The sequence below is a fragment of the Cryobacterium sp. genome (assembly GCF_026786305.1).
Lineage (GTDB): Bacteria > Actinomycetota > Actinomycetes > Actinomycetales > Microbacteriaceae > Cryobacterium.
Genome location: NZ_JAJAYI010000070.1, coordinates 46703 through 69132 on the forward strand (window position 1 = coordinate 46703; position 22430 = coordinate 69132).

Below are 22430 nucleotides of genomic sequence, written 5' to 3' on the forward strand. Positions count from 1 at the left end.
GCAGTACTCAGCCTTCGGCGGCGAGGCGCAGCACGGCCGCGGCCATCGCGGTCGTGGCGGGCAGGTCGGTCATCCACAGCGGAGCAGCCGCAGAACGGATGCCGGCGGCCGCCAGCGCGGGCAGCGACGCGGCATCCGTTTCATCGATCAGCCACGCATCAAGTACTCCGCCTGAGCTCCGCGACCCATAGTGCACACCCACACCCAGCGCACTCGTCTCGACTCCAATTGTCGACAGGCACGCGTCGGCCATGCCTCGCACCGCCGCACCGCCGATGATCGGGGACACCCCGACGACCCGCGCGGACGTAGAACGCAGGGCCTCACGCACGCCCGGCACCGCCAGAATCGTACCGACCGACACGACCGGGTTCGACGGCGGCAGCACGACGAGGTCGGTCGTGCCGATGGCCTCGAGTACGCCCGGTGCGGCGACCGCTGACGCGAGCCCGCGCTGCTCGAACCCGGTCACGGCCACTCGGGCGCGGTACCGCACCCACCATTCCTCAAAATGGATACAGTCACCCGCAGCGTGCTCATCAGCATTCTCGGCGAGGCATGCGTGGGTTTCGATCGGCTGGTCACTCATCGGCAGAAGTCGAACGCCGGGCTGCCAGCGGCGGCAGAGAAACTCGGTGACCTCCGACAGGGTTGAGCCCGAGCGCAGAAGGTCGGTACGCACGATGTGCGTGGCGAGATCGAGGTCGCCGAGCGTGAACCACGACCAGCCGCGGCCATAGGCGGCGATCTCGGCCGAGGCCCGGCGGGTTTCGTCGGGGCGGCCCCAGCCCTGCTCCTCGTTGATGCCGCCGCCGAGGGTGTACATGATGGTGTCGAGGTCGGGGCAGATGCGCAGGCCGTCGAGCCACATGTCGTCGCCGGTGTTCGCAATGACCGTCACGGCTGCGTCGGGGGCGGCGACGGCGAGCTGGGCGAGCAGTCCGCGGGTGAAGCGAGCTCCGCCGACGCCGCCGGCCAGCACGGTCACGCTCTTCATGATTTGCCCGCCGATACGGCTGCCGCCGAGTACACGATGACCGGATGCCCGCCGCGTGGATGCTCCAGAATGAAGCAATCCACGCCATAGACGGCTCCGATGATCTCGGGGGTGAGTACCTCGGCGGGCGTGCCGACGGCCACGAGCTGGCCACCGTCGAGAAGGAGGATCTGGTCGCAATACGCCGCCGCGAGGTTCAGATCGTGCAGGGCCATGATCGCCGTCACCCCGAGCTCGCGCACCTGCCCGAGCAGCGAGAGCTGGGCACTCACGTCGAGATGGTTGGTCGGTTCGTCGAGCAGCAGCAGGCTCGGCTGCTGCGCCATGGCTCGCGCGATCTGCACGCGCTGCTGCTGTCCGCCGCTCAGCGTGTGCCAGGAACGATCGGCTAACGACGCCGCGCCGACCGCCTCGAGGGCGTCGAAAGCGACGGCGCGATCGTCGTCACCGCCGAACGAGCCCATCAGCTTGGTGCGATGTGGAATGCGCCCGAGGAGCACGACCTCGAGCACGGTCAGTTCCACGCTCGGCGACGCATTCTGTTCGAGCAGGGCGACGCGGCGGGCCGCTTCGCGCCGGGGCAGCGACCCGACCGAGACGCCGTCGAGGGTGACGGTGCCGGCATCCGCTTTGTCGATGCCGGCGACGAGCCGCAGCAGGGTGGACTTACCGGCGCCGTTCGGCCCGAGTAGGCCGGTGACACTGCCGGTCGGCAGCGACGCTGAGACGTCGCGCAGAATTCTGGTGCCGTCGATGGCGAACGACAGTTGGTCGAGGTCTACGCCCACAGGTGCGATTTCTTTCTCTTGATCAGCACAATAAACACCGGCACGCCGATGAACGCGGTGATGATGCCCACCGGCAGCTCGCGCGGGTCGAACACCGTGCGGGCGAGCGTGTCGGCGATGACCAGAAACAGTGCCCCGCAGACCGCCACGAGCGGCAGCAGCCGGCGGTGCCCGGGGCCGCTCACACCGCGCGCGAGGTGCGGCAGAATGAGCCCGACGAACCCGATCGCTCCACTGACGGCGACCATCGCGCCGGTCAGCAGCGCGACCGACCCGAGCAACGCCCAGCGGGTGCGATTGACGTTGATGCCGAGGCTCGCCGCCGAGGTATCGCCGAAGGCAAAGGCGTCCAGCCGGGTCGCCGACAGAAGGATGCCGGTGCAAACGACCAACACGGCCGTCGCTGCGATCGCGACGCTGCTCCAGGTGGCGCCAGCCACCGAGCCGAGCAGCCAGTTGAGAATCTCCCGGTAGGAATCGCCCTTGGCCGCCCAGAAGATGATGAATGAGGTCAGGGCGCCCGCGAGCTGCGCGATGGCGAGCCCCGCGAGTACGGCCCGCACCGGAGTGATCGTTCCGCCGACCCGGGCGATGCTGAGTGTTGCGACGAGGGCGAGCAGCGCGCCGAGAAAGGCGGCGAGGGGCAGGGCGAATCCGATGCCGAGAATGACGACGCCAACCGCACCGACGGATGCCCCGCTCGACAGCCCGAGCAGGTACGGGTCGGCGAGGGGGTTGCGTGTCACGCTCTGCATCACCGCGCCGCTCAGCGCGAGGCCGGTGCCCACCAGCGCGGCCGTGAGCACACGCGGTAGCCGCAACTGCCAGACGATCGAGTCGACCAGCACCGGAACCGGAGAGTCAGTCGGAATGCCGAGGTGAGCGCCGATACTGCCCGCTACCTGGGCCAGACTCACCGCCGCCGGCCCAATGGTCACCGCCACGCCACACACGAGAACGAGGGCAACCGTGGCAATCACGAACCACCCGACGTAACGCCCCCGGGTCACGAGTTCTCCCGATTGTCCCGCGAGATCGGGTACACGGTTGCTTCAACCGTGCTGAAGCAACCATGTACCCGCTCGGGCGGACAGGAGGTGGAGCTCACTCGTTCAGTTCGGCTAGTTGGGTGATGGTGGAGGCGGCAGCCTCGACGTTGCGAATGCCGGCCTCGGTGGCGGCGAACGGCAGAATGATATAGCGCTGGTTCTTCACGGCGTCGAGCACCCGGGTGGCCGGGTCCGATTCGAGCTGGGCGATTTTCGATGCGGCGGTGTTCCAGGTGGCGTCGACGAGCACAATGACGCTCGGGTTGGCCGCGATGATCGATTCCCAGCCCACCGAGGTCCAGGTGTCGCTCACGTCCGCGAAAATGTTGGTGAGCCCGGCGGCCTCCATGATCATTTCCGGCGAGCCGATGCCGGCGCCGACGTAGGGGGAGGTCGTGCCGCTTGAATACCAGAGCGCCGTCGTAGTTTGGGCAGTCGAGGGCGTCAAGCCGGCGAGGTCGTCCTGCAACGTCCTGACCAACTTGGTGGCGGCGGGCTCGGCGCCAAAGATTTTGCCGGCCTCGTCAATTTCGGTGAACACGGAATCGAAGGTGAGGGGGTTGGGCATGAAGTCGCCCTTGCAGGCGGCCGGTGACACGTAGCTGCCGACGCCGAGCGCCGCGAGGGCATTGCGGTCGCCCACTCCGTCGGCGCTGAAGTTGGATTCCCAACCGCCGTAGATGAAGTCGGGGTTCAGGCCAAGCACGGCCTCCTGGCCGGGAAGAAAGTCGCTGATCACGTTCAGGCCGGCGCCGGCCGGGGCGAGCGACTCGGGCAGCGGGCCGTCGAGAAAGGCCGAGCCGACAATGCGGTCGCCGAGGCCGAGGGCGAGCAAGAGCTCCGTCGCCGAGGACTTGATCGACACGATGCGTTTGGGCGCGGCCGTGACGGTGACGTTCGTGCCGCAATTGTCTACGGTGAGCGGGTAGCTCGCGCTCGCGGCGGGGGTCTCGGCCGGTGTGGCGAGGGGAGTCGCCGCGGCGGAGCATCCGCTCAGCACCAGGGTCGCGCAGGTCGTGGCGATGATCATAGATCGGCGCACGGTGATGGGATTCATGAGGTCTCTTTCGACTCTCGCAGGCGAGCGTTGCAGCGCCGTGAACGGCAGAGCGCGGGCGCAGACTGGCGGAATAGTGGTGGACCTCAGCCCAAATCCAGGCCAGCAGGGCCGGTCAAAGCAAACCGGTGGTCTCGCTCAACCCTAGGCCCCCACCAGCGCTACGACCAGCGCGCACCGACCGCGTGCACGGTCGAATCCAGCGGATGTGCCGCCGCGGCGAGTGCCTCCGCCACCGGTCTGACGTTGTCGGTCAGGGCGCCGGCGGTCACCCGAATGAACGCGGGGCCGCCCTCGGTCGCCAGAAACGGCGAGCCGCCGGCCACCCGAATACCGGAGGCGGCGAGGCGCACCATGGCGTCGCGCTCGTTCTGCACGGGTAGCCAGGTATTGATGCCGTCGGCCTGCACCACGTCGAGCCCAAAGGCGGTCAGAGCGTCGGCGAGGGCGCGCTGGCGGGCGAAGTAGATGCGGCGGGCCTCACTCACCTGCGCCATGCTCTCGCCGTTGGTGAGCAGATCGTGCAAAATCGTCTGCAGCATGCGGCTGGTCCAGCCCGGACCGAGCATGCGCCGCGACACAATCGGGTCGATGAGCGCGGCCGGACCGCCGAGCGCGGCCATGCGAAGGTCTGGTCCGTGCGACTTCGAGAAGCTGCGCACGTGCAAGGTGCGGCCCGGCAGCCAGAGGCCGAGACTCACATCGGGGGCGATGCTGATCTCGGCGGAGTGGTCGTCTTCGATGACGATGGTGTCGGCGCTCGCCGACGTGTTCCGCAGTAGGCGGGCCAGTTCCTCGGCCCGATTCGCGGTCATCGACGCGCCGGTGGGGTTCTGCGCGCGCGGCTGCAGAAGAACGGCGGCCGGCCCGAGCTTCAGCGCTGCGGCAAAGTCGGCTGGAATGATGCCGTGCTCGTCAACGGCCACTGGCAGGCGTTCCAAGCCGAGCTGGTCGAGCAGGTCGAAGAACGGCGGAAACGACGGGTTCTCCATGATGACCCGGTCGCCGAACCGGGTCACCGCGTCAAGGCTGCGCGAGATCGCGTCGAGGGCGCCGTCGACGATGGTGATCGTCTCGACCGGGTATGGCCACGATGCCCGCAGCGCCTTGAGCAGCTCCGGAATGATCGGCAGGTCCTGGTAGCTCGGGGTCACCGCGCGCTGCGATACCCGCGAGAGCGCCGGTCCGAGCGCCGGCAGCAGCAGCGGGTCGGGCGTGCCGCGCGAGAGGTCGAGGCGGGCCGGTCCGACCGTACCGATCATGGATTGGCTACGGGCCGGCAACCACTTGGGTGCGGCATCCTGCACGAAGGTACCGCCCCGACCGCGCGACACGATCAGGCCGACCGCCGAGAGCGCCTGCCAGGCGTGACTGACCGTGGCGGGGCTCACGCCGAGCTCACCGGCCAGCACCCGCACGGTGGGCAGGCGGTCGCCGGGTGTGAGCCGACCGGAGGCGATCAGCCGCCCGATGGCCGCGGCGATCCCCGCGGGGGTGCGCTGCTCAATTTCGTCAATAAAGTTCGGCATTGCTCTTGTCCCTGGCTGAGTTGGACGACAGGATGATTAATGCGTGCGTTACACAGAGAAACACATTTGAAATGTTTACGTCAAATAATAACAATACGGACAGCGCGGTTCGTAACGGCCCGACAATGGCCAGGGCAGACCGGTTTTTCACCGACAGCCGGTTGATTCCTTGGCTAACTCACAGTAAGTGGAAGGCACAGCATGAGTACGGTTCCCACTAACACCAACAGCAGCCACGTCGTTCGAACCGCTATCACCCAAGCCACCTGGACCGGCGACGAAGAATCCATGATTCACAAGCACGAGGGCTTCGTGCGCGCCGCAGCCGCTCAGGGCGTGCAGGTGATCTGCTTTCAGGAACTCTTTCACGGACCGTATTTCGGCATCGTGCAAGACGCCAAATACTACGACTATGCGCAGGCCGTGCCCGGCCCGATCGTCGAACGGTTTCAGAAGCTCGCCGCCGAGTACAAGATGGTCATCGTCGTGCCGATGTACGAAGAAGAACAGCCCGGCGTGCTGTACAACACCGCCGCGGTCATCGACGCCGACGGAACCTACCTCGGTAAGTACCGCAAGCATCACATCCCCCATCTGCCGCAATTCTGGGAAAAGTTCTACTTTCGCCCCGGCAACACCGACTACCCGGTCTTCGACACCACGTACGGCAAGATCGGCGTCTACATCTGCTACGACCGGCACTTTCCCGAGGGCTGGCGCGCGCTCGGCCTGAACGGCGCCGAGATCGTGTTCAACCCCTCGGCCACCAAACCCGGCCTGTCCAACCGCCTGTGGGAGCTCGAGCAGCCGGCCGCCGCGGTCGCCAACCAGTATTACGTCGGCGCGAACAACCGCATCGGTAACGAAAAAGCCGAATTCGGCGACGAGGCCGTGACGTTCTACGGCAGTTCCTATTTCGTCGACCCCAAGGGCAACTACGTGGGCGAAGTCGCCTCGACCGACAGCGAGGAGATTCTCGTGCGCGACCTCGACCTCGGCGTAATTCGCGAGGTACGCAACTCCTGGCAGTTCTACCGCGACCGTCGCCCCGACTCCTACGAGACCCTCGTCGCGCCCTAACAGGTCGCGCCCTAACAGCTCAGGCACGGGTTCGGCAGCATCCGCTACCCCCGGACAATTTCAGTGAAGAGGATGCCATGAAGACTTTGATCAAGAACGGCACCGTGGTCAACGCCACGGGTCGAGGGCTCGCCGACGTGCTCATCGACGGCGAAAAAATCGCGGCGGTGCTCGCACCCGGCTCGAATCTGCTCGGCTTCGATGTGGCGGGCAATGTTGACCGCGTCATCGACGCCGGCGGCAAGTACGTCATTCCCGGGGGCATCGACGCCCACACCCACATGGAGATGCCCTTCGGTGGTACCGAGGCCAGCGACACCTTCGAAACCGGCACCCGCGCGGCTGCCTGGGGCGGCACCACGAGCATTGTCGACTTCGTCGTGCAGTATGCCGGCGAGGACGTGCTCGAACGCTACGCCGCCTGGCAGCAGAAGGCCGCCGGCCAGTGTGCCATCGACTACGGCTTTCACCAGATCCTCTCCGATGTGCAAGACAGCTCGCTCACCGCGATGGACGAACTCATCGACGAAGGAGTCTCGAGTTTCAAACTGTTCATGGCCTACAAAGGCGTATTCCTCAGCGACGACGGCCAGATCGTCAAGGCCATGCAGCGCGCGGCCATGAACGGCAGCATGATCATGATGCACGCCGAAAACGGCAGCGTCATCGACCTACTCGTGCAGCAGGCGGTCGCCGCCGGCAACACGAGCCCGCTCTACCACGGACTCACCCGCCCGTGGCAGGCCGAAGAAGAGGCCACCCATCGGGCGATCATGCTCGCCAATCTCACCGGTGCACCCCTCTATATCGTGCATGTTTCGGCCAAGCAGGCCGTGCACCAGATTGCCGAGGCTCGAGACAACGGCCAGAACGTTTTCGGTGAGACCTGCCCGCAGTACCTCTATCTCTCGCTCGAGGACAACCTGGGCGCCCCCGGCTTCGAGGGCGCCAAGTGGGTCTGCTCGACGCCGCTGCGTGCGAAGGCTGAGGGTCACCAGCACCACATGTGGCAGAGCTTGCGCACGAACGACATTCAGATGGTCTCCACCGACCACTGCCCGTTCTGCATGAAGGGCCAGAAAGACATGGGCCTGACCGACTTCTCGAAGATTCCCAATGGTATCGGCTCGGTCGAACACCGCATGGACCTGCTCTACCAGGGTGTTGTCGACGGCAAGATCTCGCTCGAACGCTGGGTCGAGGTGTGCTCCACGACCCCGGCGCGCATGTTCGGCATGTACGGCCAAAAGGGCGTCATCCAGCCCGGCGCCGACGGCGACGTCGTGATCTACGACCCGAACGGGCACACCTCGATCGGGCTCGATAAGACCCATCACATGAACATGGACTACTCCGCCTGGGAGGGCTACGAGATCGACGGCCACGTCGACACCGTCATCTCCCGCGGCAAGGTCGTCGTCGACGACAACGCCTACCTCGGCGCCAAGGGTGACGGTCGCTTCATTAAGCGCGGCCTCAGCCAGTACCTGATCTAAGGGGATGGCATGGATTTCGGAGCAGTACTACAAACCAACCCGCCGTCGGCGCGCACCGTGCAACTGGCCAAACTGGCCGAGGCGCACGGGTTCAGCCACGTCTGGACCTTCGACTCGCACCTGCTTTGGCAGGAACCCTATGTGATCTACAGCCGCATCCTGGCCGAGACCAGCAAGATTATCGTCGGCCCCATGGTCACCAACCCGGCCACCCGCGACTGGACCGTGACGGCGTCGACCTACGCGACCCTGAACGAGATGTACGGCAACCGCACCATCTGCGGCATCGGTCGTGGCGACTCGGCGGTGCGCACCACCAACGGGGCGCCGAGCAACCTCAAGACCCTGCGCGAGTCGGTGCACGTCATTAGGGAACTGGCCAACTCTCGCTCCGTGGAATACAACGGCGCGACCGTGCAGTTTCCGTGGAGCACGGGGTCGACTCTCGACGTCTGGGTCGCCGCCTACGGCCCGCTCGCGCTCAAACTCGCCGGCGAAGTCGGTGACGGATTCATTCTGCAAATGGCCGACCTCGACGTCGCCGAATGGATGATCAACACCGTGCGCACCGCAGCCTCGAACGCCGGCCGCGACCCGGCATCGATCAAGTTCTGTGTCGCCGCGCCCATGTATATCGGCAACGACTGGGAGCACATGCGCGACCAGTGCCGCTGGTTCGGTGGCATGGTCGGCAACCACGTCGCCGACATCGTCGCCAAGTACGGCACGGATTCACAGGTGCCCAAAGCGCTCACCGATTACATCAAGGGCCGTGAGGGCTACGACTACAACCAGCACGGCAAGGCCGGTAACGAGCATGCCGCGTTCGTGCCCGACGATATCGTCGACCGCTTCTGCCTGCTCGGCACTGCCAAAGACCACGTCGACAAGCTCGAGGCGCTCAAAGCACTCGGCGTCGACCAGTTCGCCGGCTACCTGCAGCACGACAATAAAGAAGAAACGCTGCGCGTCTATGGCGACACGATCATCCCGGCCATGGCCGAGCACGTCACGGCCACGAAGTAGCCACCGCCAGATGAACGGACGCCCCGCATGACCCCGTTGTCGCCGCCACTCCCGGAGCGGTTCGGCCTGCCTGCCCGCTGGCGGGGCGCGGTCTTCGGCGTTCTGGGCGTCGTGGTGCTCGCCCTGCTCTGGGAACTCTACACAGTGCTCGGGCCCGAGGATGGCGTCGTCATCGGCACCCTCACCGTGTTGCCCCGCACCAGCGACCTCGCCATGCCGCACCTGGCGACGATGTTTGCGCGCATCTTCGAACCGGTCACGGGCGCGGCGAGTGCTCGGCCGCTGTGGCAGGCCGTCGCGGCGGGGTCGCTGTTCACCCTCGGGATCGCCAGCGTCGGCTGGCTGGTTGGGGTCATCGTTGGCCTGGCGCTCGCCCTGCTCCTGCAGCGCTTTCGGCTGGCCGAGTCGGCGATTCTGCCGTGGATCATTTTGAGCCAGACCGTTCCCCTCATCGCCATCGCCCCGCTCGTGCGGCGCTGGGGCGCGCAGCTTCAGTTCGGCGAATTCACCTGGGAGAGCTGGATGTCGGTGGCACTGATCGCCTCCTACCTCGCGTTCTTCCCGGTGTCGATCGGCGCCCTGCGCGGACTTGGCTCGCCCGACGCCAACCACGTCGACCTCATGCACTGCTACGCGGTCGGCTGGTGGAAGACCCTGTGGCGGCTGCGCCTGCCGGCCAGTGTCGGCTACCTGCTGCCTGCGCTGCGGCTCGCCGCGGTCAGCGCCGTGGTCGGCAGCGTGGTCGCCGAGGTCTCCATCGGGCTGCGTGGCGGTATCGGCCGCCTGATCGTCGAGTACGCCGGTTCGGCCGGTGGCGACCCGGGAAAACCCTGGGCTCCCATCTTCGGGTCGATCCTGGTCGGCCTGGTCGCCGCCGGCTTCGTGGGCCTGATCGGCCTGTTCCTTCGTCGTTTTCGCAGGGGAGAGGTCTCGATATGACCGGCAGAAGCACGATCGACAGCACGATTAGCCCCGCCGGTAACAGTTCCGCCGTTGACGTGCGCGGCGTCAGCCGCATTTTCGCCGCCCGCAGGGGTCCCGGCGTCACCGCCCTCGACGACGTGAGCCTCGTGGTCGCGCCCGGCGAATTCGTCTCCCTGATCGGGCCGAGCGGCTGCGGCAAGAGCACCCTGCTGCGCCTCATCGCCGACCTCGACACACCGACTGCCGGCAGCGTAGAGGTCTTCGGCAAGCCGGCCAGGCAGGCCCGTATCGACCAGGACTACGGCATCGCGTTTCAGCAGGCCGGGCTGTTGCCGTGGCGCACCGTCGCCGGCAACATCGAGTTACCGCTCGAACTGCACGGTGTGGGCAAGGCGGCGCGGCGGGCACGGGCAGCCGAACTGATCGAACTGGTGGGCCTGGCCGACTTCGCCGGCCACTACCCCGACCAGCTCTCCGGCGGTATGCAGCAACGCGTCGCGATCGCTCGTTCCCTCGCCGAGAGCCCGAGCCTCCTGCTCATGGACGAACCGTTCGGCGCCCTCGACGAGATGACCCGTGAGCGGATGCAGAATGAGCTCGTGCGCATCTGCGCCGAAACCGAGGCGGCGGTCGTGTTCGTGACCCATTCCATTCCCGAGGCCGTTTTTCTCTCCAACCGTGTCGTCGTCATGTCACCGCGCCCCGGCCGCATCCGCTCGGTCGTCACCGTCGGACTTGGCGACAGGAGCCGCCGCGGCGAAGACCTGCGCGAAGACGAGGGCTTCTTTCAGGCGCTCAGCCAGGTGCGCGACCTGCTGCGCGGCGATGAGGCCGCGAGCACGCCGCAGGGTGCGCAGGGGGTGGAGACCCGATGAGAGGCAGCCCGATGAGAGGCAGCCCGCCGCGTCTGTTGCAGACGGTGCTCGCACCGATCGTCTTCGGCGTGGTCGTGGTGCTGCTCTGGCAGGCTGTTGTTACAGGGCTCGCGATCAAGGCGTTCATTCTGCCTGCCCCCCTCGCGATCGGCGCCGAATTCGGCTCCAACCTGCAGAACGTCGCCAACGGCATGGCGGTTACCGGGCGAAACGCCCTCGTCGGCCTGCTGATCGGGGCTGTCCTGGGCATCCTGCTGGCGATCCTGTCAGCCCTGGCCCGGGTCTTCGATGACATGGCCGCGCCCGTGGTCGGTGCCCTCTCGGTCGTGCCGATCGTCGCCCTCGCCCCGGTGCTGTACACCATGTTTGGGGCCGGAGCCGAGACCGCGCGGCAGCTCGTCGCAGCGCTCGCCGTGTTCGTGCCGGTGTACTTCACTACCCTCAAGGGCCTGCGCCAGGTGCGCCCGGTGCACCGCGACCTCATGCGCTCCTACGCCGTCTCAAGCGCCCAGGCGACCCGGGCGGTGACCCTCCCAACGGCGCTGCCGTTCGTGTTCACCGGGCTGCGCATCGCGTCGTCGCTCGCGGTCATCTCGGCGCTCATTGCCGAGTACTTCGGTGGTCCGGTCGGCGGTCTCGGCAAGTCCATCACCTCGGCGGCGGCGAGCAGCAATTATGGTCTGGCCTGGGCTTACGTGCTCGGCTCGATCATCCTCGGACTGGTGTTTTTCTGCGCGGCGCTCGGTGTCGAGAAGCTGGTCAGCAGGCGCACCGGCTAGGAAGCGCCGCCTAGACGTTCCATCGGCAGCAGCACCACCTTTCTCTGCATCAGCAATCAAGGAGGCAAACATGAAACACCGCACCACACGACTCGGCACCATCGCAACAGTCGCCGCGCTCGGCGCGCTGGTTCTCAGCGGATGCAGCACCTCCGGCGGCACAGGTGGCGTGACCGACGCCGCTTCGGCCGGGCTCACCCCGATCACCCTGCAACTGCAGTGGGTAGCGCAGGCCCAGTTCGCGGGCTACTACGCCGCGGTCGACCAGGGCTATTACAAAGACGAAGGCCTCGACGTCACCATCGAAGAAGGTGGCCCCGACATCGTTCCGCAAGACGTGCTCGCGGCCGGCGACGTCGACTACGCCATCTCCTGGGTGCCCAAGGTGCTCGGCTCGATCGAACAGGGTGCCAACATCACCGACGTCGCGCAGATCTTCGAGCGCAGCGCCACCACGCAGATCTCCTTCACAAACAAGGACATCACCACGGCCGCCGACCTCACTGGCAAGAACGTGGGTAGCTGGGGCTTCGGCAACGAATGGGAGCTTTTCGCGGGCATGCAGCAGGCCGGTGTCGAGGTCGGCGATATCTCGCTGATTCAGCAAGCCTTCGACATGAACGCGTTCCTCTCGGGTGACATCGATGCGGCGCAGGCAATGACCTACAACGAGTACGCGCAGGTGCTGGAAACCGAAAACCCCGACACCGGTGAGCTCTACCAGCCCGAGGACCTCAACGTCATCGACTGGAACGACGAGGGCACCGCGATGCTCCAGGACGCCATCTGGGCCAACGCCGACAAGCTGGCGAGCGACCCGGACTACGCCGACAACACCGTGAAATTCATCAAGGCTTCGATCCGCGGCTGGATCTACGCGGCGAACAACGCCGAAGAGGCCGCCGGCATTGTTACCGCGGCCGGCTCCTCGCTCGGCCAGAGCCACCAGCTGTGGATGACCAACGAGGTCAGCAAGCTGATCTTTCCGTCCACCAACGGCGTCGGCCTGATCGACGAAGCCGCCTGGGCGAACACTGTCGATATTGCGATGAACACCAAGAACGAGACCGGAGCGACCATCATCACTGCAGAACCTCCGGCAACCGCGTTCTCGAACGAATACGTACAGAAAGCTCTCGACGAGCTGACCGCCGACGGTGTCGACGTGATGGGTGCCGATTGGGCCCCGATCGATGTCACCCTGAATAAGGGCGGCAACTAGCCGCACCGCCTGGCTCGCGACCGATTGGCTGGCCGGGCGGCGGTATCCGCTACCCGGTCACTCCACAATTTACCTAACGCACGACCTCTTCACCAGTACATCTAAACCGAAAGAAGCGATATTTGTGAACGACACCACGTTAGTAGGCACCGCGCAACTCGGACTGAACGAGAGCACCACCGAGCTCGATCGCGCGCACGTCTTCCACTCATGGTCTGCACAGGCGGCGTTGACGCCGCTCGTGGTCGCCGGCGGCCTCGGCTGTCGGGTGTGGGATCACGATGGGCGCAGCTACCTCGATTTCTCGAGTCAGCTGGTGAACGTGAATATCGGCCACCAGCATCCGGCCGTTATCAAGGCGATCACCGAACAAGCCCACACCCTGACCACCATTGCGCCGTCGACGGCCAACCTGTCCCGCGGCGAGGCGGCACGGCGCATCACCGACCGTGCCCCCGAGGGGTTCAACAAGGTCTTCTTCACCAATGGTGGAGCGGATGCGAATGAGAACGCCATCAGAATGGCCCGATTGCACACCGGTCGCGACAAGGTGTTCTCGCTGTACAAGTCGTACCACGGCAACACCGGTTCGGCGATCGTCGCGACCGGCGACTGGCGCCGCATCCCCAACGAATATGCTCGCGGACACGTGCACTTCTTCGGCCCGTACCTCTACCGCAGCGAATTCTGGGCGACCAGCGAGGCCGAGGAGTGCGCCCGCGCGCTGCACCACCTCGAACGCGTCATTCAGGGCGAGGGCGTGTCGTCTGTTGCCGCCATTCTGCTCGAGTCGATTCCCGGCACCGCCGGCATCATGATGCCGCCGGCCGGCTACCTGCCCGGCGTGCGCGCCCTCTGCGACAAGTACGGCATCGTGCTCATCCTCGACGAGGTCATGTGCGGCTTCGGCCGCACCGGCAACTGGTTCGCGTTCCAGGCCTACGACGTCGTGCCCGACCTGATCACCTTCGCCAAGGGCGTCAACTCCGGCTATGTGCCCACCGGGGGCGTGATCATCTCCGATGCCATTGCGGCGACCTTCGACGAGACCGTCTTTCCCGGCGGACTCACCTACAGCGGGCATCCGCTTGCCATGGCGTCGATCGTCGGCGCGCTCGATGCAATGCAGAGCGAGGGCATCGTCGAGAACGCCGCCCGCATCGGCCGCGACGTGCTCGAGCCGGGGCTTAAAGCACTGCAGGCCAAGCACCCGATCATCGGCGAGGTTCGCGGTGTCGGGGTGTTCTGGGCGGTTGAACTCGTCGCCGACCCCGAGACCCGTGAACCGGTGAGCGCCGCCGTCATGGCGCGCGTGAAGGCCGAGCTGCTCGGCCGCAACCTGCTGCCGTTCCTTATGGAAAACCGCATCCACGTGGTGCCCCCGTGTGTCGTTACCGACGCCGAGGTCGCCGAAGCCCTCGCCATCTACGACGAAGTGCTCAGCCTCGACCTGCTCTCCTAACCAACGGACCAACGAAAGGTTTCATCAGAATGACTGTCACCACCGCAGTATCGCTCCTCACTCACTGGGTCGACGGGGCACCGTTCGCCGGCACCTCCACCCGCACCTCCCCGGTGTACAACCCGGCTACCGGGCTCGTGACCAAGAACCTCACCCTGGCCACAGCAGCCGATCTCGACGCTGCCGTCGCGATCGCCCAGGCCGCGTTCCCCGAGTGGCGCGACACCAGCCAGGCCAAGCGCCAGACCATCATGTACAACTTTCGCGAGCTGCTCAATGCGCGCAAGGGTGACCTGGCCGACATCCTCACCGCCGAACACGGCAAGGTGACCTCGGATGCCCTCGGCGAGATCATTCGCGGGCTCGAGGTCGTCGAATTCGCCCTCGGCATGCCGCACCTGTCAAAGGGTGACTACTCCGAAAACGTCTCGACCGGCGTCGATGTCTACACGCTGCGTCAGCCGCTCGGCGTCGTCGGCATCATTAGCCCGTTCAACTTTCCGGCGATGGTTCCGCTGTGGTACTTTCCGATCGCGATTGCCGCCGGCAACACCGTCGTGCTCAAGCCGAGCGAGAAAGACCCATCGGCCGCTAACTGGCTCGCCGAGTTGTTCGCTGAGGCCGGCCTGCCCGCCGGCGTGTTCAACGTCGTCCACGGCGACAAAGAAGCCGTCGACGCTCTGCTGGTCAACCCCGATGTGCAGGCAATCTCGTTCGTCGGGTCGACTCCCATCGCCCGTTACATCTACGAAACAGCAGCCAAGCACGGCAAGCGTGTGCAGGCACTCGGCGGGGCCAAGAACCACATGCTCGTGCTGCCCGACGCTGACCTCGACCTGACAGCGGATGCCGCGGTCAACGCCGGATTCGGATCGGCCGGCGAGCGGTGCATGGCCATCAGCGTGATCGTCGCGGTTGAGCCCGTCGCCGATGAGCTCATCAAGAAGATCACCGAGCGTATGAGCGGCCTCAAGGTCGGCGACGGCACCCGCGGCTGCGACATGGGCCCGCTCATCACCGAGGTGCACCGCGACAAGGTGGCAAGCTACATCGACATCGCCACGGCGGATGGCGCCACCGTTGTGGTTGACGGTCGCGGCATCGAAGTCGACGGCGCTGCCGACGGTTTCTGGCTCGGGCCCACCCTGTTCGACAACGTCAGCGTTGATTCGGCCGTCTACATCGACGAGATCTTCGGCCCGGTGCTCTCCATAGTGCGCGTCGACAGCTACACCGAGGGCCTCGACCTCATCAACGCGAGCCCGTACGGCAACGGCACGGCGATCTTCACCAACGACGGCGGCGCCGCTCGCCGGTTCCAGAACGAGGTGCAGGTCGGTATGGTGGGCATCAACGTGCCGATCCCCGTTCCGGTGGCATACCACTCCTTCGGTGGCTGGAAGAACTCCCTGTTCGGTGACGCGAAGGCCTACGGTCCGGCCGGCATCAACTTCTTCACCCGCGAGAAGGCCGTGACGAGTCGTTGGCTCGACCCGAGCCACGGCGGCATCAACCTCGGGTTCCCGCAGAACCAGTAGGTTCAAACCGCGAGAGCGGGTAAACGGTTGCTTGTGCATGGTCGAGGCAACCGTGTGCTCGCTCTCGCGGCCCTATGGCTCGGTGTGGGATTGCTGTACCCGCGCAGCTTCGGCTTGGAGTTCCTCTATGACGGTGCGCACGGCAAGGCGTTCGGCGCGGTCAGGGCGCATGAGCGCAACGATCTGCCGCTCCGATTCGATGCCGCGCAGCGGTTTGAGCACGAGGCGGCCGGGCTGGCCGCCGCCGGAGGTGTAGCGCGGCACGAGCGCGATACCGAGCCCGGCAATCACGAACGATTCGATCAGGGCGAGGTCGGCGAAGCGCTGCGACATCGACAGGCGTGCACCGGCCTCCTGTTCGATCGCGTGCAGAATACGCTCGAACGGATAGCCGTCGGTCACGCCGATCCAGGTCTCCCCGACGAGATCGCGCGGGCCGACCCAGACGCGATCGGCGAGCGGATGCCCCACCGGCAGCCCCACATCGAGCGGCTCCGTCATGAGCGGAACGACCGTGAGGCCCCGGCCGGCCCAGGACAGCTGCCCGCTCATCGAGTGGGCAAGCACGATGTCGTACTCGGCCGTGAACGCGGGGAAGTCGCTCAGTTCGGGGTCTTCGTCGGCGCAGTTGAGCACGAGGTCGGCGCCGAGTTTCTTGATGACGCCGGGCAGCAGCATCTGGCCGGCGGTGGGAAAGGTGACGAGGCTCACTTCGCCGCTGGCCTGGTTGCGAAATTCGTCCCAGAGTGCGGTGGCCTTCGCGAGCGACACCGCGACATCCGTTGCACTGCGGGCCAGGGCGCGGCCCGCGTCGGTGAGTACGAGGCCGCGACCCTGCCGCTGGGTGAGGGGCAGGCCGGCTTCTCGTTCGAGCACCTTGAGCTGCTGGGAGACGGCCGAGGGGGTGCGGTGGGTGGCGAGGGCGACCGCCGTGACGCTACCGCGATCGGCGAGTTCGCGGAGGAGTTCGAGTCGCTGCACGTCCATGTAGAAAATCTACACGATGTATGCAGAACAATGCGATTGTGCTGCACGGTTGGGAGTGGTCAGATGGAAGAGTCATACACGAGCAATGTCGCCTCCGTGCCGGGCCACCCCACCTCCTTCGAAAGGCATCTCGTGTTCGTCCTCATCGCCATCCTGCTCGTCTCTGTTGCTTCTATCGCCGCCCTCGTCGTCGAGGTGCATCGCGATGGCTACCGTCAGACCGAGCGTCAGAACCTGGTTCGCATCTTCTAGCTCCTGCCCTCTCCTTCGCGCGATACCGGGTGGGATAGCGGGAACAGGCTCACCTGCTCCTCGCTGGAACATTCGGGTGTTTCGGGGACCACCGCGAAAAGTGCGCGGCGCCCACCCCGGAACACTCGCCGCCCCCGCCTACAACCCCGCCCCCGCCTCAGGCTCTCGCGACATTTGGCGGCCGGGGTGAGCGGCGTGGGCATGCCCTAAACTGGCAACCGTGACTGATACACGGCAGCAACTCATCGACTTCATCTCGGCCGAGGCCGTTTTTCACGGAGACTTCGTTCTCACCAGTGGCAAGAAGGCCACGTATTACGTGGACCTGCGCCGGGTGAGCCTCGATCACCGGGTTGCCCCGCTGATCGGCCAGGTCATGCTGGACCTTATTAAAAACGTGCCCGATGTCGTTGCTGTTGGCGGTATGACCATGGGCGCCGACCCGATCGCTGCCGCCGTCATGCACCAGGGCGCCGCCCGCGGCGCGAGCTACGACGCGTTCGTCGTGCGCAAGGAGCCAAAGGACCACGGCCGCGGCCGCCAGGTCGAGGGCCCCGACCTCGTCGGCAAGCGCGTGATCGTGCTCGAAGACACCTCGACGACCGGCGGATCCCCGCTCGCCGCCATCGAAGCCCTGCTCAGAGTCGGCGCCGAGATCGCCGGCGTCGCCGTCGTGGTCGACCGCAACACCGGCGCCCGCGAAGTGATCGAGGCCGCCGGCTACCCGTACTTCGCCGCGATCACCCTTGGGGACCTGGGGCTCAACTAGTGGCACCAGACGGCACCGCGGTGGTGAGCCGTCACCGATCAGGGCGCGGCGCTCCCGGAGTGACCCAGGCCGCCCTGATCTGGGCGGCCGTCGGGCTGCTCGCGCTCATCGTGCTCGTGGGGCTGTTCTATCTCGGCCAGCGACTCGTGGCCAGCCCGGTGCCGGTCGCTCCGCCCACTACCTCGGCGTCGGCCATCCCGACTCCGACCCCCACGCCTACCCCAGCGGCGGAGATTACTGCCGTGCAGCCCTCCGGTCTGCACGAGTGGAACACCCTGTTCGGTGGCGAGTGCCTCGAACCGTATGCCTCGGCGTGGGAGGAAGACTTCACAGTCGTCGATTGCGCCGCCGCGCACACCGCCCAGCTGGTCTACCGCGGCGACTTCGGCGGCGACGCGACCACGGTGTTTCCGGGCGAGGCCGCACTCGCCGCCCAGATAAACCTGCTGTGCACGACACCCGGCATCCTCGACCTGACCACGGCGGGCGCCTACCCGAACCTCCAGATGCAGGGCAGCTACCCGATCACCGAAGAACAGTGGACCGACGGCCCGCGCAACTACTACTGCTTCGTGAGCCGAGCCTCGGCCGAACCGCTCACCGCGAGCATCAGGGGTGCCGGCCCCGCCGCATGACCTCAGGCGGACCCACAACAATGTGGGGGGTGCCGCCTCGTACGCCGCGCGTGCGGCTTTCGGCCGCGCGAGCGCGGCGAGCTAGATCTCGTCGCTCTCGATCGGTTCGGCGGCGAGTAACTCGTGCACACCGGCCACGATTTCGTCGGGGCGAAATGGGTAGCGATTGATCTCGGTCTCGTCGCTGATGCCGGTCAGCACCAGAATCGTGTGCAGCCCTGCCTCGATGCCCGCGACGATGTCGGTATCCATCCGGTCGCCGATCATGCCGGTGTTCTCCGAGTGTGCGCCGATCTTGTTCATCGCCGAGCGGAACATCATCGGGTTGGGCTTGCCGACGACATAGGGCGCCATGCCGGTGGCCTTCGAGATCAGCGCCGAAATCGCGCCGGTCGCCGGCGTCGGGCCGTCTTTGCTCGGCCCGGTCGCATCCGGATTCGTCGCGATGAACCGCGCCCCGGCCAAAATAAGTCGAATCGCCTTGGTGATCGCTTCAAAGGAATAGTTGCGCGTCTCGCCGACGACAACGTAGTCGGGGTTGGTCTCGGTCATGATGAACCCGGCCTCGTGCAGCGCGGTCGTGATGCCGACCTCACCGATCACGAAGGCGGTGCCGCCGGAGACCTGTGACTTCAGAAAGTCCGCCGTTGCGAGCGCCGAGGTCCAGATGCGGTCCTCGGGCACGCTCAGCCCGCTTGAGCGCAGCCGTGCACTCAGGTCACGCGGCGTGAAAATTGAGTTATTGGTGAGCACGAGAAATGGTGTGCCGGAGTCGGTCCACTGTTGCAACAGTTCTGCCGCCCCCGGGAGGGCCTGGTTCTCGTGCACGAGCACACCGTCCATGTCGGTGAGCCAGCATTCGATTTCGTCGCGTCGTGCCATCAGGCGCTCCTGTTCGTTGTGGGTTCCAGCCTAGCCGCGCGAAGTTTCGCCACGGTGACAAGATGCCTGACTCGGTGAGTATGCGATGAACGCGCACACTGAGAGGAGTACGGAGCGTCAGGGGGCACTCGCTGAATTTTTCTGGTGGCGCGGTTGAGGCGAACGTGATGTCAGCTGGCGCGCTGGCAATGTTGAGTACTCGGGCTCTTGGGCTGGCGAGCCTTCCTGATAGGCGGGCGGCATGGCGGGTCGTCTTCGAGGCGGATGCCGGTATTGCAGCGGCAGGAAAAGAGAAGAGCGTTTCGACGGGGTGGCCTGCGTGTCCCTCGATCTCTGCCTGTGTCGGGGATAGGTGGTCATCCGGTTCAGCCGCCCGGTCAGCGATTGCGCCGCTTTGGGCAACGCGTCAGGTCGGGTTGCCCCGGCCGGAAGGAAACGGCCCGGACGTGTGCAGGTAGGAGCTGGGCTTTGATCGCATCCAAAACTGAGGGTGCTTTTTGGTGTTCGTGCGCACACACCAGGGGGGTGCCCGCCATCAATACCCGCCATCAATACCCGCCATCAATAGCCCCGGGTTCGCCAGGACGGCATCTCTGGTCGCTTGATCATCCGGTCGCGAATGACGCTGATGGCCCGGCGTTCTCCGTGGTGCGGCGAAGCTGACGTCTTCCCACATGTTTAGTGCGTTCTAGGGATTTCGAGGCTGAGAAGGTGCGGAACCCGCCGGTTCCGTGGCCACGGCACCGGTAACGACTGGTACATGAGGCGTTGGCACGACGTCGACCACATTTTTCAAGCTTGGCTACTCGCGTGGACCGTTGTCGTCGCACTACTTTGCGGCGACCTGATTGCCATTCATGTCATCCCTGTAGCAGTTGTCGCCGCGTTGATGATCGGCACCTAGCCCCGTCAACAGCGCAAAACAGCACACGGTCAGTACTGGAACAGTCGCCCCTTTTTGGCGATTGGATCAATTGACCCGCATATCGAGACAGAGAACAGCTGACGCATCCGCAGGATCGGTACGTAGCGGAACAGTGGTTGGCGCTCAGCGCTGGGTTTGGTGCTGGATAGGTGGCGGAAGATGGTGGCGCGGGAGTGGTTGCGTCCCTGCGGGTGACGCGCTCCCAGTCGACGGATGCCATTCGACGGATGCCAGTCTCCGCAGCCCCGCGTATTGGCAGGAGCCCCGCGCAGCGGCACGGCACGGCACGCCGCCAGCGACCCGACTGAACGTCCTCGGCACCGTGGGCCTTGACCGGGTCGTCCGCAGAAGAAATTGCACAGTTTTTCCCCAGTTTGAGTGCCTACTGTTAGCGCACCTAGGGGAGTATTGATGTTCAATCGTACGGTGGGGTTGGTCGTGGCCGCGATGGTGACCGGGGGCGCCGCCCTGCTCTGGATCGCTGTCAGCGTGGATACGCCGGAGGCCGGCCGGGTGCTGGGCGAGGAGATGTTCGGCATCTGGACCTTCCTCTACTCCCTAGATACACCCGCCCCTCGCGTGATCGTGGCGGCGATCGCCGTGGCGGTATTCTTCGCCGCGGGCCTCAACCTGCTGGAATGGCGCGTGACTAACCGGTCGCGCCGGTCCTCGAACGCCGCCAGGACTCCGCTTGCTCCCAAGATTGTGATGGCGGCGACACGGCATGTCTTCGCCGGCCCGGTGTCGTTCACCGTTCTAATTCCCGCCTACAACGAGGAGGCATCGCTGCCAGCCACCCTGACCTCGCTCTTGACCCAGTCTCACCGGCCGGAGCGGGTCATCGTGGTCGCTGACAATTGCACCGACAACACCGCGTCCATCGCCCGCAGCTTCGGCCTTGAGGTCTACGAGACTCAGGGCAACACCCAGAAGAAGGCTGGCGCGCTCAACCAGGTGCTCTCAATCATCCTCCCCGATCAGGGCGACAACGACATCATTATGGTGCTTGACGCGGACACGACACTGGACGCCGGCTTTCTTAAGAGCGGGGTCGCTCGCTTCGAGGGCGACCGGGCACTGATGGCGATCGGGGGTCTGTTCTACGGGGAACCCGGCGCGGGACTGCTCGGCCAGATGCAGCGCAACGAATATGTCCGTTACTCCTCACAATTGAATCGCCGCCGCGGCAAGGTGTTCGTGCTCACCGGAACAGCGTCGATGTTCCGGTCCCGGGCGCTGCGCGAGGTCGCGCGCAATCGCGGCGGCAGCATCCCGGGCACAGGGGGTGACGTTTACGACACCCACGCTCTGACCGAGGACAACGAGCTCACCATTGCGCTGAAGACGCTCGGCGCGCTCATCACCTCCCCGGCCGCGTGCACAGTGGTCACCGAGGTGATGCCCACCCTGCGCGCCCTGTGGGTGCAACGCCTGCGCTGGCAGCGCGGAGCCCTGGAGAACATCGGTGCCTACGGCATTACGCCGCCGACCCTGCGGTATTGGGCACAGCAACTCGGGATCGGGTACAGCGTCATCGCCCTGACCTCGTTCCTCTCCCTCATTCTGATCACCCTGCTCGCCCTGGATGTGTGGATCTGGTTCCCGTTCTGGCTGGGCCTGGGCGCCGTCTTCATGACCGAACGTGTGGTGTCGGCCTGGAACGGCGGTTGGCCGGCGCGGCTGCTGGCCGTGACCGTGGTACCGGAGCTGCTCTTCGACATGTTCCTCAACCTTGTCTACATCAAGGGGATCATCGACATCACCCGCGGCCGACAGGGCTCCTGGGGCCCCGGTGCTGACGCCCAGCCCGCCGTTGCCGGCGGGGAGCTACCTGACCGGAGCCAGATGTCGGGTGCGAGCTGATGCTGTTACCGGCGGGGATCCTGTTTCCCGAGTCGGTGCTGCAGTCCCCGTTCATCTCCGTTCTCGCTGCCTTCGTGGCGGTGAACACGGTCATATACGCGACGCTCGCGATCGCCAAGCTCGTGCCCATGGTGCGCCTCGGCGACCTCTTTCCCGGCCGTCCGCGCCGCTCCGAGACGCGCAGTATCTTTCCGCACTCCGTCCGCGCTGATGGCGCCCGGCAAGCACGGTTGCGCTGGACCAGACGCGGGGCACCGCGACCGGACTCGCGCGGCGTGCGCGAGATGTAGTTCCC

General features: G+C 65.7%; 21 protein-coding genes. 14 read left to right on the forward strand and 7 right to left on the reverse strand.

Features of this window, described 5'->3' with window-relative positions; all coding sequences use genetic code 11:
* Positions 1–7: 7 nt before the first annotated feature.
* The 5 genes from cofD to LH475_RS08550 all read right to left on the reverse strand — a co-directional run bounded on the left by cofD (position 8) and on the right by LH475_RS08550 (position 5420).
* Positions 8–997, reverse strand: a complete 990-nt coding sequence (gene cofD, locus LH475_RS08530; RefSeq protein WP_196844659.1) for a 2-phospho-L-lactate transferase — start codon at positions 995–997, stop codon at positions 8–10.
* The gene (locus LH475_RS08535; protein ID WP_196844658.1) at positions 994–1785 is read right to left on the reverse strand and encodes an ABC transporter ATP-binding protein; all 792 of its coding nucleotides are present in this window, start codon (positions 1783–1785) and stop codon (positions 994–996) included. The genes cofD and LH475_RS08535 overlap by 4 nt, the downstream gene beginning before the upstream one ends.
* Positions 1776–2795 carry a putative F420-0 ABC transporter permease subunit gene (locus LH475_RS08540; protein ID WP_196844657.1) on the reverse strand — a complete coding sequence of 340 codons (1020 nt, stop codon included), beginning with the start codon at positions 2793–2795 and terminating at the stop codon, positions 1776–1778. Before LH475_RS08540 ends, LH475_RS08535 begins: the two co-directional genes overlap by 10 nt.
* Before the next feature lie 94 nt (positions 2796–2889).
* The gene (locus LH475_RS08545) at positions 2890–3891 is read right to left on the reverse strand and encodes a putative F420-0 ABC transporter substrate-binding protein (RefSeq protein ID WP_297413450.1); all 1002 of its coding nucleotides are present in this window, start codon (positions 3889–3891) and stop codon (positions 2890–2892) included.
* Between the two features lie 161 nt (positions 3892–4052).
* Positions 4053–5420 (reverse strand): aminotransferase class I/II-fold pyridoxal phosphate-dependent enzyme, encoded by a 1368-nt coding sequence (locus LH475_RS08550; protein ID WP_196844656.1) that lies wholly within the window; start codon positions 5418–5420, stop codon positions 4053–4055.
* 201 nt (positions 5421–5621) lie between these two features.
* On the opposite strand from LH475_RS08550, the gene LH475_RS08555 reads away from it, so the two are divergent.
* The 9 genes from LH475_RS08555 to LH475_RS08595 all read left to right on the forward strand — a co-directional run bounded on the left by LH475_RS08555 (position 5622) and on the right by LH475_RS08595 (position 15822).
* The gene (locus LH475_RS08555; protein ID WP_196844655.1) at positions 5622–6500 is read left to right on the forward strand and encodes a nitrilase-related carbon-nitrogen hydrolase; all 879 of its coding nucleotides are present in this window, start codon (positions 5622–5624) and stop codon (positions 6498–6500) included.
* 77 nt (positions 6501–6577) lie between these two features.
* Positions 6578–7996, forward strand: a complete 1419-nt coding sequence (hydA, locus tag LH475_RS08560; RefSeq protein ID WP_196844654.1) for a dihydropyrimidinase — start codon at positions 6578–6580, stop codon at positions 7994–7996.
* Between the two features lie 9 nt (positions 7997–8005).
* On the forward strand, positions 8006–9022 hold the full coding sequence (locus tag LH475_RS08565; RefSeq protein ID WP_196844653.1) for a TIGR03842 family LLM class F420-dependent oxidoreductase: 1017 nt from the start codon (positions 8006–8008) through the stop codon (positions 9020–9022).
* Positions 9023–9049: 27 nt separating this feature from the next.
* Positions 9050–9961, forward strand: coding sequence for an ABC transporter permease subunit (locus LH475_RS08570; RefSeq protein WP_196844652.1), 912 nt, complete (start codon positions 9050–9052; stop codon positions 9959–9961).
* Positions 9958–10821 (forward strand): ABC transporter ATP-binding protein, encoded by an 864-nt coding sequence (locus LH475_RS08575; protein ID WP_196844651.1) that lies wholly within the window; start codon positions 9958–9960, stop codon positions 10819–10821. The genes LH475_RS08570 and LH475_RS08575 overlap by 4 nt, the downstream gene beginning before the upstream one ends.
* A gap of 11 nt (positions 10822–10832) precedes the next feature.
* Complete coding sequence (locus tag LH475_RS08580) at positions 10833–11600, forward strand: ABC transporter permease subunit (RefSeq protein WP_196844650.1); 768 nt, start codon at positions 10833–10835, stop codon at positions 11598–11600.
* Positions 11601–11670: 70 nt separating this feature from the next.
* On the forward strand, positions 11671–12822 hold the full coding sequence (locus tag LH475_RS08585) for an ABC transporter substrate-binding protein (RefSeq protein WP_297413454.1): 1152 nt from the start codon (positions 11671–11673) through the stop codon (positions 12820–12822).
* A 124-nt stretch (positions 12823–12946) separates the two neighbouring features.
* The gene (locus LH475_RS08590; protein ID WP_297413456.1) at positions 12947–14284 is read left to right on the forward strand and encodes an aspartate aminotransferase family protein; all 1338 of its coding nucleotides are present in this window, start codon (positions 12947–12949) and stop codon (positions 14282–14284) included.
* Between the two features lie 29 nt (positions 14285–14313).
* Positions 14314–15822, forward strand: coding sequence for a CoA-acylating methylmalonate-semialdehyde dehydrogenase (locus LH475_RS08595; protein ID WP_196844648.1), 1509 nt, complete (start codon positions 14314–14316; stop codon positions 15820–15822).
* Between the two features lie 72 nt (positions 15823–15894).
* On the opposite strand, the gene LH475_RS08600 is transcribed toward LH475_RS08595, so the two are convergent.
* On the reverse strand, positions 15895–16809 hold the full coding sequence (locus LH475_RS08600) for a LysR family transcriptional regulator (RefSeq protein WP_196844647.1): 915 nt from the start codon (positions 16807–16809) through the stop codon (positions 15895–15897).
* Between the two features lie 63 nt (positions 16810–16872).
* Here LH475_RS08600 and LH475_RS08605 point away from each other — a divergent pair, with 63 nt between their 5' ends.
* The 3 genes from LH475_RS08605 to LH475_RS08615 all read left to right on the forward strand — a co-directional run bounded on the left by LH475_RS08605 (position 16873) and on the right by LH475_RS08615 (position 18465).
* The gene (locus LH475_RS08605) at positions 16873–17061 is read left to right on the forward strand and encodes a hypothetical protein (RefSeq protein ID WP_196844646.1); all 189 of its coding nucleotides are present in this window, start codon (positions 16873–16875) and stop codon (positions 17059–17061) included.
* A 220-nt stretch (positions 17062–17281) separates the two neighbouring features.
* Positions 17282–17830: an orotate phosphoribosyltransferase gene (pyrE, locus tag LH475_RS08610; protein WP_196844645.1), complete on the forward strand. Its 549-nt coding sequence runs from the start codon at positions 17282–17284 to the stop codon at positions 17828–17830.
* 59 nt (positions 17831–17889) lie between these two features.
* The gene (locus LH475_RS08615; protein ID WP_196844644.1) at positions 17890–18465 is read left to right on the forward strand and encodes a hypothetical protein; all 576 of its coding nucleotides are present in this window, start codon (positions 17890–17892) and stop codon (positions 18463–18465) included.
* 81 nt (positions 18466–18546) lie between these two features.
* On the opposite strand, the gene LH475_RS08620 is transcribed toward LH475_RS08615, so the two are convergent.
* Positions 18547–19347, reverse strand: coding sequence for an HAD-IIA family hydrolase (locus tag LH475_RS08620; RefSeq protein ID WP_196844643.1), 801 nt, complete (start codon positions 19345–19347; stop codon positions 18547–18549).
* A 1336-nt stretch (positions 19348–20683) separates the two neighbouring features.
* Here LH475_RS08620 and LH475_RS08625 point away from each other — a divergent pair.
* Positions 20684–22135: a glycosyltransferase family 2 protein gene (locus LH475_RS08625; RefSeq protein ID WP_196844641.1), complete on the forward strand. Its 1452-nt coding sequence runs from the start codon at positions 20684–20686 to the stop codon at positions 22133–22135.
* Positions 22135–22425 (forward strand): hypothetical protein, encoded by a 291-nt coding sequence (locus LH475_RS08630; protein ID WP_196844640.1) that lies wholly within the window; start codon positions 22135–22137, stop codon positions 22423–22425. The genes LH475_RS08625 and LH475_RS08630 overlap by 1 nt, the downstream gene beginning before the upstream one ends.
* Positions 22426–22430: the final 5 nt, after the last annotated feature.